The 12,025-nt window shown below is 45.5% G+C and carries 7 protein-coding genes; 2 read left to right on the top strand and 5 right to left on the bottom strand.

Annotation, left to right across the window (positions count from 1 at the left end):
• Window position 1 precedes the first annotated feature (1 nt).
• Together H6F77_RS03150 and H6F77_RS28685 are read right to left on the bottom strand one after the other, a co-directional pair.
• Window positions 2-3,100 carry a PAS domain-containing sensor histidine kinase gene (locus H6F77_RS03150; RefSeq protein ID WP_190485269.1) on the bottom strand — a complete coding sequence of 1,033 codons (3,099 nt, stop codon included), beginning with the start codon at window positions 3,098-3,100 and terminating at the stop codon, window positions 2-4.
• Between the two features lie 301 nt (window positions 3,101-3,401).
• The gene (locus H6F77_RS28685) at window positions 3,402-7,652 is read right to left on the bottom strand and encodes a PAS domain S-box protein (RefSeq protein WP_190485267.1); all 4,251 of its coding nucleotides are present in this window, start codon (window positions 7,650-7,652) and stop codon (window positions 3,402-3,404) included.
• A 324-nt stretch (window positions 7,653-7,976) separates the two neighbouring features.
• Between H6F77_RS28685 and H6F77_RS03140 the strand changes: the two genes are divergently transcribed.
• Together H6F77_RS03140 and H6F77_RS03135 are read left to right on the top strand one after the other, a co-directional pair.
• Window positions 7,977-8,468, top strand: a complete 492-nt coding sequence (locus tag H6F77_RS03140) for a molybdenum cofactor biosynthesis protein MoaE (RefSeq protein WP_190485265.1) — start codon at window positions 7,977-7,979, stop codon at window positions 8,466-8,468.
• Window positions 8,469-8,609: 141 nt separating this feature from the next.
• Window positions 8,610-8,930, top strand: coding sequence for a hypothetical protein (locus H6F77_RS03135; protein WP_190485263.1), 321 nt, complete (start codon window positions 8,610-8,612; stop codon window positions 8,928-8,930).
• 35 nt (window positions 8,931-8,965) lie between these two features.
• On the opposite strand, the gene H6F77_RS03130 is transcribed toward H6F77_RS03135, so the two are convergent.
• The 3 genes from H6F77_RS03130 to H6F77_RS03120 form a co-directional block, all read right to left on the bottom strand.
• On the bottom strand, window positions 8,966-9,259 hold the full coding sequence (locus H6F77_RS03130; RefSeq protein WP_190485262.1) for a DUF2103 domain-containing protein: 294 nt from the start codon (window positions 9,257-9,259) through the stop codon (window positions 8,966-8,968).
• A 4-nt stretch (window positions 9,260-9,263) separates the two neighbouring features.
• Window positions 9,264-9,557, bottom strand: a complete 294-nt coding sequence (gene clpS / locus H6F77_RS03125) for an ATP-dependent Clp protease adapter ClpS (RefSeq protein ID WP_190485260.1) — start codon at window positions 9,555-9,557, stop codon at window positions 9,264-9,266.
• Window positions 9,558-9,926: 369 nt separating this feature from the next.
• Window positions 9,927-11,951, bottom strand: a complete 2,025-nt coding sequence (locus H6F77_RS03120; RefSeq protein ID WP_190485258.1) for an FAD-dependent oxidoreductase — start codon at window positions 11,949-11,951, stop codon at window positions 9,927-9,929.
• Window positions 11,952-12,025: the final 74 nt, after the last annotated feature.

Genomic DNA, 12,025 nt, shown 5'->3' with positions numbered 1-12,025 from the left:
TTTACTCCTTTGGTTGTTTAAAAGGCAGCGTGACAATAAATCTTGCCCCTTGTCCTGGCGTGCTTTTTGCCTCTAGGCTCCCGCCGTGTAGCTCGGCTATCTTGCGACAGATAGCTAAACCCATACCCGTGCCTTCGTATGCGCTGCGACCGTGCAGGCGTTGAAAAACGTTGAATATGCGGTCTAGGTACTTTTCGTCAAACCCAATACCGTTGTCTTCGACTATTATTTGATACAGATCTGCGATGGTAGATCCCCCACTAGAGCGTTTTTCCGAAGGATTAAGCAGTTGGCCATAAATCTTTACAATTGGCGGGTGGTCGTTGCGGTGGAATTTCAGCGCATTGCTAATCAGGTTTTGTAGCAATTGACGTATTTGTATTGGCTCGGCCTCAATTACAGATAGATCTCCCACTTCCACCCGTCCACCAGTTCGATCGATCCCTACTTCCAAATCAGATAATACCTCTGACACCACAACCGACAAATCTACCCTCTCAAAAGCTTTAGCTTTGCTAGTAACCCGCGAGAACGTCAGCAAGTCGTCGATGAGAACTTGCATCCTCTTGGCAGCATTCTGCATTCGTTCTAAGTAATCGCGTCCTTGATCGGTGAGTGCCGAATTGCATTTATCTTTTAAGCGATCGCCAAATGCTTGAATCTTCCGCAGCGGTTCTTGCAAGTCGTGGGAGGCTACATAGGCAAACTGTTGCAATTGGTCATTAGAACGAAGTAATTCTGAGCGCTGGCGGGTTTCTTGTTCCAGAAGTTGGGCTTGTGCCAGTGCAATACCCACCTGGGTTGCCAATTGTTGCAGCAGGTCAACTTCAAAGCTTTGCCACTTTCGGGGGCGATCGCACTGATGAGCAATCAACAAACCCCAAAGGTCTTCCTTTAGCAAAATGGGGACGACTAATTTTGCCTTTACCCCGAACTGATGCAGAAATTCAACAACGCAAGAAGAAGTTTCAACGCTATTATTTAGGTCGGCAATGGCACGAATCCGCCCCTCGCAATACAATTGTTGAAAATCTTGGGGAAAGACTTCCTGGGAGAAGGTTTGACCTAAAACACTAGGCCAGCCAGGAACTACTGCCTCTGTCACCCCGGTACCGCTGCCATCCGGCCAAAGTCGATAGATTAAAACTCTATCGCTGTTAAGAATTTTTTGCACCTCGGTGACAGTAGTTTGGAGAATTTCATCAATTTGTAAGGATTGGCGAATTTTTAGAGCAATTTCGGCAAACAATTGCGATCGCCTATTTTGTCGCTCTAATTCCTCTTGTACCCGCTTGATCTCGGTGATATCGCGGCTCACAATCAACGCATATTTAGTTAAACCTTCATAAAACTCCGGAACTACGCGAGATTGGTAGCTTCGCAATCCGTCCGTTGAGGGAGACTCAAATTCAATTGATTGTTCCATCCCCGTTTCAAAGACCAGCCGCACGGTTTCTTCCCAGAGTTGGCACAGCTCTTGAGGTATGCCTAGTTCTTGGCTAGTCTTGCCAAGTATTTCCGCTGCTGCCTTTCCAAGTAAGCGTTCCACTGCTTGATTCACATAAACGTAACGCACTTGGCGATCGCAGCGAATAATTACATCCGGATTATTTCTAAGTAGCGCTGCAAATTGCTGTTCTCGATGCTGTAGCGTCTCCGATGATCGTTTGCGATCGCTAATGTCGTTAAAATAAACCGACAAACCTTCTAAAGAAGGATAAGCGTGAACTTCAAACCAGGCGTTTAGGCACGGATAAAACTCTTCAAATGCGACAGCTTTTTGTTCTGATACTGCTTTGTGATATTGCGTGAACAAAACCGATTCACCTTCAGCAAGTTTGGGGAATTCCTCCCATATATTTTTATCTAGTAATTCATCTCGTTTTTTTTGTAAAAAGCGTTCGGCTTGGGGATTTATATAATTGAACTTCCACTGACAATCTAAGCTATAAAATGCATCCGTAATACTTTCCAGTATATTAACAATACGCTTATTAGCTCTTATAAGCTCTTGTTCAACAGCTTTACGACTGGTAATATCCCGGGTTGATGCATAAATTTCTATAACATCACCCGTCTTTTCGTCTCGTATAGTTCGGCTAGTTGTTTCACACCAGATATAGTTACCTGAACAGTTGCGGATTCGATAAGCAACTGTATTAATATCTACCAACTCTAAAATATTTGTGTGAGCCTTAGCTATCTCCGCTAAATCTTCTGGATGGAAAAACTCGTATGCCGAGTGCCCAATCAAATCTTCTGGATCGTAACCCAGAAGCGTGCGCGATGCAGGTGAAACGTAGAGGTAAACTCCTTCAGCCGTGTGGCGAGAAATCATATCGGTTGAGTTTTCAGCCAAAAGCCGGAAGCGTTCCTCGCTCTGCTTCAGCGCAACTTCATTCCGCTTGCATTCCTCAATTTGCTCTAGCTGTTCCGTCTGAGCCTGGAGTTCGCGCTTGACTATTTGGCGGTAGTTCCTAAAAAAGTCAACTAACCCAGGTTCTTCCTCAAGTAATGCATCAAGATTTTCTATCGCTCGTTTGTCAGCTTCATAACCAACTTCGGGAAAGTTTTCCATCCATACATGGCAAGCCTTAACATAAGCTACAAATGATACTAAATGTTGATAGGTAGAAGGTTCCAGAAGGCGGCGCAGACTTTTGCGGATGTTCTGTGCCTCTTCTCTTTCTAAAAATATATATATTGAACAGTAGAGCAGGCTTTGTTCTAGTGCCGCGTTCAAAGTCGAGCTAGCGATCGCTTCTGTCTGTGCAGCTAGAAAGTTTAGGTGTTTCTCAATATCAGTTGCGCTTGGTGGAGGCGATTTAAGCAACTGTAACACATCCCGCGCTTTCATACCCAAAGGACGCAACGAACAACTGTGGCAGATCATGCAGTATGGTACCGCACAGTAGCGCGACAGGTATGCAGAGAGTTTTTCCTTTAATAGAGAAGATAGAGGATTATTTACATAAGCACTAAGAGTGTATTGCCATAGGTTTTCCAATACCTGGGCATCGTGTTGGGCTGGGGCAAAAAAAATTGGGAAAAACCCAATTCTATCTTCTATTTCTGCTTTTATTTGTTCGCTTCTTGCCATAAATTAGGTTGCGATCGCGCTGTTGCTTAGGAGCAATTATCTTAACTAATGTCAACTACTAAAATATTGATCTCCCCCTTTTTTATATAGCGATTCTCACTCGCCTGCATACGCTTAAGTCTACGGGTACACAGATTTGCACCCATACCATTGTATCGCACAGAATTGAGAAGCCCTATATTTATACTAAAAGCTATATATGCATTAAAAAGGTCACTTTATCTTTTTTAGCATATTCAAGCCTCAATCAAGCAGCTACACCCAGGAAATATTAAACTAGATTGCATCAATTAATAATTATTTAATTGGCATTGACGACCTGATTAAGAGTTTTTAACAACTCTTTGGCCGTGTATGGCTTCAACAAAAATGCTTTGACTCCAGTCCCAGCCTCTTTCGCAAGTTGTTCGCTGGAGGGAATGCCGCTACTGGCAACAACCTTGACTTTGGGATTAATTTTTTGTAGCGTGCGGATGGTTGTCGTACCCTCCATAAAGGGCATCATCATATCCACTAACACCAAACTGATTTCTAATTTTTGCTGTGCGTACAGAGCGATCGCTTCAATACCATCATTAGCGCAAATCACTTTGTAACCATATGTTTCCAGCGATGCTTTGGTGACTTCGCGAATTGCGGCTTCGTCATCCACAACTAAAACTAATTCGCCGTTACCTAATGGTAATTCTAGCTCTTCCGGTTGTTGCGCCTCATTACCCTCAACTGCTGGTAAGTAAACTTTAAATTGCGTACCCGTTCCCACCTCGCTATACACGTTCACAAAACCATTATGGCTTTTAACGATCACCATGACCGTAGATAGACCAATACCCGTGCCTTTTCCTACTTCTTTAGTAGTAAAGAATGGTTCAAAAATTCTATTTATTATAGATGCATCGATGCCATTCCCGGTATCAGATACAGTAATAGCAATATAAGGGCCAACCCTAGCGTCTATATTCATACGAACATAGTTTTCATCGATAACAATATTTTCGCCCTCGACGCTCAGAGTACCGCCATAGGGCATAGCATCTCTAGCATTTACGCAGAGGTTCATAAACACCTGATGCAGTTGTGTGGCATCTCCACAGACAGGCCAGAGGTTTTGCGGGAGGTCGGTATAAAATTCAATTGATTTGGGAAATGTGTGTCTGGCAATCTGTTTAATTTCAGAAAGCAAGTGGCTTACTTGCAGAATCGCGCGATCGCCTTCGACTCCCCGCGCAAAAGACAACACTTGCTTTATCAAAGCAGCCCCGCGCTTAGTATTGACTTTTAATATTGGCAGTAGCCGCTTGCTCCAATCATCTGTTAATTGTGTCTCTAACAGTTGAACTGCCATCATTATTGGCGTCAGCACGTTGTTCAAGTCGTGGGCAATCCCGCCAGCAAGCGTGCCTATACTTTCCATGCGCTGTGCCCTGAGAAATTGCGCTTCGAGTTGCTTCTTTTGCGTGATATCTGTGTTAACAACAAGTATTGATTTGGGAATTTCCTCACTGTCGCGCACCAGCGTCCAGCGACTATAAACAATAATTTCTTTGCCCTCCCTAGTAACTTGATGCAACTCACCCTGCCACTCCCCTTCCGAGGCCAGAGTTTCCTGAACTTCTGGAGGAGTGTTAATAAACGCGAGAGTGCGAGAGTATTCAGGGGAAAAATCAGGGCTTGCAGAAACAAATTGCTCGCTTGGCTGCTTTGCCCTTACGAACGAGTCTTCCCTGTACAAAAGCTGTGATACCTTCTTTCCTAAAGCATCAGCTTGCTTCCAGCCGTAAAGTAATTCAGCACCTTTGTTCCAAAGTACAATTTTATTATCAAGATTTTGCACAAAAATAGCGTCTGTTGCTATATCGAGTAGAGCAGCTTGTTCGCGAATTTTCTGCTCAGCTTGCCTGTGTTGCGTAGCCGCCGCCACGGTATCGCTGATATCTGTATGAGAACCTACCATCCTCACCGGGTTACCGCTTTCGTCCCATAGCGCTTGACCGCGAGACAAAATCCATTTGTAGCTTCCGTCTTTGCACAAGACTCGATGCTCGCTAATGTAGAAAGGCGTTTTTCTTGCCAAGTGATCTTGAATGCCTTTTACCACAGAGCCTTTATCATCCGGATGAACTCGTGAAGCCCATTGATCCAAATAATTGGCAACCTCCAATTCATCGTAACCTAGCATTTCCTTCGAGCGAGCTGAAAAGAAGACCTCTGACGTTTTAATGTTCCAGTCCCATATACCATCGTTGTTGCCACGCAAAGCCAACTGCCAGCGTTCTTCACTCTCCTTGAGGGCGGCTTCAGCGGCTTTGCGTTTGGTGATATCTTGAGCTGTGCCAAGAATCTGGTGAGGTAAACCATCAGGAGTTCTGCTAAATACGGTATCTCGGCTGTAAAACCACCGCCATTCACCGTTGATGTGTCGTATGCGGTACTCAGTCTCAAGGATTTGACCATCCTTGGTAGTGACTAAGCGTTGATGCGTTTGCTTTAGTTTGCTCCAATCCTCCGGGTGAAGGAGTTTTTCTAAGAACCCGCTTCCCATTTCTTGCAGCGCTTGTGGCGAATACCCTAACATCTGAATAATTTGGCGGTTTGTATAGATATTGCGCTGTTCGATCAGGTCATATAAATACAAGATTGCTGGCATTGCCTCAGCAATCTGTTGAATTAAACGCTGATTTTCCCACAAGGCTTTCTCTACTAGCTGTTGCTCGGTAATGTTCTGATTAACAACAATTGCTCCGATAATTTCACCGCTTGCATTTCTCCGGGGCACTGCTGAATTAAGAATTGTCTTGCGCGTACCGTCAAAGCACTGAATATCAATGCACTCGTTGAGGGAGGTTTCTCCCTTTGTGATGGCACGAACTAGGGGCCATTCATTGGGTTCTATTAACTTGCCAGTATCTGTCCACCACCCAGTAAATTTTGGATTATGGATAGCACTAAAGGCATCGTTATCGTTAGGCAAGGCGGCAGTATGTTGTTTGGTACAAGGCGCTACACCATTTACAAATTGCAAATTATTAGAGCGATCTTCGGATGCAATTACTTCGGATAAGTGACAATTATCGGGCAATCCACAATCGCATTCCCACGTAGGTTTAGGGAACGATGGCAATGTAAAATCGAACGCGGCTCCCCAAATCTTTTGAAAAGCCGGATTTCCTTGCAAGAGCAAACCTTGCTTATCTGTAATGCCAACTCCAACCGGGATGGCATCTAACACATTTCGCAGGAGTTCCGCCTGTTGAGCGATCGCAAAAGATCGTTCTAGCAATAATGTTTCGGCTTGTTTGCGTTCTGTGATATCAGTCCAAACACTAATTAGACCAATGCATTTGCCCTTTTCGTCTACAATGCAGTCGGTACGCAGCAGCGTAAGCAATTTTTGGCCGTTCTTGGTCTGGATCTCGACTTCGCCCCTCCACGAGCAATCGTGCGAAATCGCTGACAATATCTGCTGTCCAATTTGGGTATCGGCAAACATGGCTGACAGTCCCCCGATGCTGTTGAGATCGTCAACTGTGTAGCCGTAAACAGCGAAAAACGCCTGATTGTGGTAATTACATTTAAAAGACAGGTCGGCTATGGCAATCGCATCACTTGTGCTTTCAACCGCTTGAGTAACGCGGATGAGTTTTTCCTCAGCCTGCTTGCGCCTGGTGATGTCTGTTTGAATGCCTACGAAGTAGAGTAAGTCGCCTTGTTCTGAGAATACTGGCGAAATTTTTAGTTCGTTCCAGAATGGCTGACCATCTTTGCGATAGTTGAGCAAAGTGGCTGTCACCTCTTTTCGTTCGGCGATCGCTGCTTTAATTTGCGCCAGAGCATCCGGATCTGTCTCCTCTCCTCGCAAAAAGCGGCAATTGCGCCCTAAAATCTCCTCTGGCTCATACCCTGCAATCCTCGAAAAAGCAGGATTGGTGTAAATTATTGGGTTGTCTGGTTGGTTAGGATCGGTTATCAGTATGCCCTCTGAAGCTGAAGCTACAGCTTGAGCCAGCCGCATATTTTCCGCAGCTACTTTTCGCTTGGCTTCCTCTGCACTTGCCAGACGAGTTAAATTACGCCTTAGCTCTAGTTGGGCGACTACTTGGCGACTTAAAGCTTTAAGTGCTTCTATCTGTTCTGAGCTAATTTCTCTCGGTACATAATCGATTGCACACAGGGTACCTATGGCGTATCCACCAGGTACGAGCAGTGGCACTCCCGCGTAAAACCTGATATCGGGAGGCAAAGTATAAGTAAAGTTTGTTCTTACCTGTTTATCAGCCAACGTATCAGCAATAATCAGAACTTCGCCTTGGTGAACGCAATGGGGGCATAATCCAATATCGAGCGGTAGTTGAACGATATCCATCCCCACCTTTGACTTAAACCACTGACGGTCGGTATCGATCAGAGTAATTGAGGCAATAGGGGTTTTACAAATATAAGCAGCTAAATGTACCAGATCGTCGAATGCTTGTTCTGGCTCTGTGTCAAGAATATGATACTGGCGAAGAGCCTCCAGCCTCGCCGCTTCATTGTCAGGGAGTAGAGCTTGCATAAATTGTTCCTACTCTTGCTGGAGTAACTAGCGCGGCTTGGAAATACCTTTTCCCTGTCTTTAGACTGGGTATGTCAACTGACTAAAGTGAGATTGCCTCTGTCTTATATAAATGTGCTAACTTTCCAGTCCACCGCATCAGTATATTCCTCATAAATTAATTACTTCACCTTGCTGAGGTAAGGGTTTTTGCTGTAGAGATAGATTATTTGTAACCTATTAGGAACAGGTATTGTACTAAGTACATAAACCAAGTAGAAAATTACTGCCCTTTAATGTCGCACAATAGATTTAGCTGTCTTGAGCGCGATCGCACAAAACTACATGAACCTTGGAGCCAATTCGTCCCTAGCTTCTCCAAACCAACACCAAGCTCTAGATAGCTTGGTTATTACCTTTGCGCCATTGTCTTTAGAAGATGTCTACGCGCTTGCAGATGCTCCCGGCAACGGAGCGGTGGTGGTGATGAGCGGCATGGTACGCAATCAAACTGATGGCAAACAGGTGGTTGCGCTAGAGTATCAAGCTTATGAACCGATGGCTTTACAAATCTTTAACCAAATTGCCGCTGATATCCGCAAGACTTGGCCTGATGTCAATAAAATTGTAATTCATCATCGGACTGGTCGCTTGCAAATTGGGGAAATTAGTGTTTTGGTGGCAGTTGGATGCCCGCATCGGTCGGAAGCGTTTGAAGCCTGCCGCTATGCGATTGATACGCTCAAGCACAATGCCCCAATTTGGAAAAAGGAACACTGGGGTGATGGTTCTAGCACCTGGGTAAGTATCGGTGCTTGCGAGGCGGAGGAGAATTAGAGTTGGGCAAAACTCGCCGTAGGCAATTTTTACACCGCACCTTCATCTCTCATAAGATTGATATTTGTAAATATTCCTCTATGTCAGGAGACTTATATTTTAGACTGTTCTGCAATTGAAAAGCTTGAAATAAACAGCTTTATGCAGATGCTAAATCTAACCGGGTACGAATTGTTACTTCTCGTGTCTTTAATCGCTTCTATTGCTGGTCTTGTCTTACTAGATAATGCCAAAGATACTCAAGCCGATGATATTGAGGATTCAGAGCGATCGCTGTTAATGATGACCTTTGGCTATTGGATGCTCCATTGTATCGCTGTAGGTCTTCAGAAAGTTACTTTTCCGGACTGGGAAATCGTATTGATCAATTTAAAGATAACGGCTGCCCTGTCTTACCTTCTAACTTTTGCTTGCGTGCTGAGTTTGCCACTACACCGGATGTCAGTAAGGCAAGTCGAGTAAATCGGGTATGAGGGATAGAGACTTTCAATGCCCAATTACCTTTTGAGGAGTTGGGCGATCGCATCCTCTAATTCATTTTGGCTGCAATGGGTGATGATAAAGACCTCTTGAAAGGTTTTGCCTGCCCTAGCTATTAACTTATATCCCCCGAGAATTGGTACCGACACCTTTAATTGCAATTTTGGACAATGGCCTTTAGCCCTGCCAATTACGCCTGGGGTAATTGTTTGCATCCCGGCGCAAGCTGTAAGTTTGTCTAAAATGGCAATTAAGCCAGGAATATGGGTTGAGTGATTTAACACTAACCTGCCACGAGGAGGGTTGCCCATAAATTTAAGCTGCCTCCAAGGGAGCCATTGTTAAGCCTGCTCTACTAAGTTGTTGGTGGTATAATTCCGCTTGCTCTTGGGGGCCAACCCAGACAATGGCTTGACCTTCATAGTGAACTTGGTTGGTGAGTTCCCAAGCGCGATCGCTCGTCATATTAGGAATATACTTCACCAAGCAATTTTGTACGTGCTGAAATGTGTTGAAATCATCATCCAACACGATCACTTTGTAATTGGGATACTTCTTGGGGGTAACTTGACTTGAGCGTTCAGGCGCTATAGTAGGCGAAGTTGTCATAACGTGTCTGCCTGCTAAAATTACCATCGTCATAGGCGAGTTACCCAATAAAGCTTAACAAAGTTACACAATAAGATTTTAATTATAGTAGTTTAAATGCGTGCAAGCCGTTAACTACCAAACTGAAATATTAAAACCCTGCACTGTGTAAAAATCAGCCCCAGTTACCATGTGGGTCAAAGGGCTAATAGCTAGCCCCATGAAGGTAAGCTAATCAACTCACAATGATATCAAATCCCCAACACAGCACTTTAGGGGAAATTTATAACCGCGTTGCATTCAGATATCGCACCAGCACCCCCCTTACAAAGGGGGTGCTGGAGATTGACTACTTGAATGCAACTCAGTATCAAAACTCAAAGCTACTGCTTAACGCCAGTCTTCCCAAGATTCATTAAAAATTGAGGTATCGGGAAAAGCAGTCGGGTTGCTATTATTCTTCAAACGGCTTACCAACACTTCTAGTTCAGGTTCGCGTCCGGGGAGTTCATCCACCAACTGATAAGGCATAATTCCCCTTTCCAGAGCAAAAGCAGCCGAAGTTCCAGCCGCCGCACCAGATGACCATTCAAAAGAATGTATCCGATACGCCGCCGCCGCGATGTGGCTGGTAGCAATGCTCTTACCCGCGACTAACATATTGTCGATTTTCTGGGGAATTAGCGCCCTGAGAGGGATTTGGAAAGGATACGCTTGCCCTTGTCCCCGCCGTTCGCCCTCACGCTCTTTGTTACCAGGGGCTTCTGGTGGGGTTTGAGTCATGCAGGGGTGGAAGTCAATTGCATAGTGACCGATTCCCACACCATCGGGGTAGATAGTGGAACGACTGCGCTGCTTGACTTTATCCACAGTTTGGGAACCACTAAGCACGGCAGGTATTTCCAGCCCAGCGAGGGCTACCTGCAAACTCTGATACATTTCCGCTGGCAAATTCTTGGTGTAATATTCGTCGCGATAGTTGCGGCGAGACATATCAATTTCATTGATAGTAAAGCCTTGAGAATATCCCCAAGCCTGTCTGCCAATAATCCGCCGCCCCTCTCTCATGTAGGGATACTTAGACAAACCATGTACAGTACCCATCGGTGAATCTAGTCCGCTGAGAAAGCGGTTGTTGGGGTTGGGCTTCTTAACACCTTCGCCCAGTTGCGAGTCAGTCGTTCCAGCGACGAGCCAGTAGTAAAAGCCCAGAGCTTTTTCCTCGGCGTTGCCTAAAGCTTGTGTCCGCAAGCCGCCCATCCAGCCTCCTGGCTGTAGTTGACCTGTGGATTCTAACTGATCGCGGCTGTAAATTAAGTTATCTTGTGCGGTTCCTGGACGGTAGTCATTGCCCCAAGTCCAGTTTTGCATGGAGATGTCGCCGGGAGCGGGATCTGTAAAGTTGACACCTCCGAATTGAGTTTTCTTGCCTTCGCCAGGACTCCAAATGCGCCGATAGCTGAATACTAGGCCAAAATTAGCCAATCGCGGCAGTTCATAGCTGTAGTAAGGGGCATATTTGGAATAGAAGGAGGGCATGGTCTGCGTTTGCGGCTCCTTTGTTGCCTCCATTGCAAAGGTATAGGTAAAGCCTTGGGTGCAGTAAGGATCGGCAGTTTTGCTAGAGGAAGAGGGTTCGAGATAAGAAAGAGGATCGATGCCGAGTCTGTATGGTACATCGGCAAGGCCAATAAGTTCGCCTGTTTCTGTTGCGTCTACAACATACCACTCTGCTGGTTGGGGGGTCTTAGTGTTTTTAGTTGCGGGTGAGGGTGCGAAGCGGATTATGCTTTTTTGAAATCTAGGAGAATTGTCGTAGCGATAGGCGTCTTCGATTATTTGTGAAAGTGGCTCGGTATTGAGGGGTGGCGTACCGGGAACTGGACGGTGTTGAATAGCGATCGCGCTTTGAATTTGTTTACCATCTGAGTTAAGTTGCAATTCCTTAACTACGGTAGAAGGAAACCACTTAAAGGTTCCTTTGCCGCGTTTGGCTGCATCTTGCAACATGGAAAACAAGATTTTGTGAGCATCGCCGGGAATGTAACAGGCTTCGCTCACCCAGCAATCTCCGGGATTGAGTTCACCATACTTCTGCGCTATGCGCTTTCGCAATTCTAGATAGCCGCGCGAATAGAAGAGACGCTGACGCTGGGTGGCTCGTTCGTCAAGTGCGGAGGTTCCCTGAGATGAAATTTGTCCTCCAACCCAGTCGGTTATCTCGGTTAGGCAAACTTTTCGCCCTGCGAGTAAGCCTTCGTAGGCTGTAGCTGCACCAGCTAATCCACCGCCTGTCACCAATATTTCGCAGTCTACGGTTTGGTCGGGGGTTCTGGGGGGTGCAGCTAGGGCTGATGGGATTAAGGATGAGAGGACTGTAGAGCAGAGGGTAAGAAATGATAGCGATCGCTTCATGGCTTGAATTTATTTTTATCTCCTGTGTTTAGCTAACCCTCAGACGCTACCATACCCAAAATGTTCATCTCAAG

This window comes from Microcoleus sp. FACHB-831, from assembly GCF_014695585.1.
GTDB lineage: Bacteria > Cyanobacteriota > Cyanobacteriia > Cyanobacteriales > FACHB-T130 > FACHB-831.
This window is presented reverse-complemented; position numbering and strand designations above follow the sequence as displayed.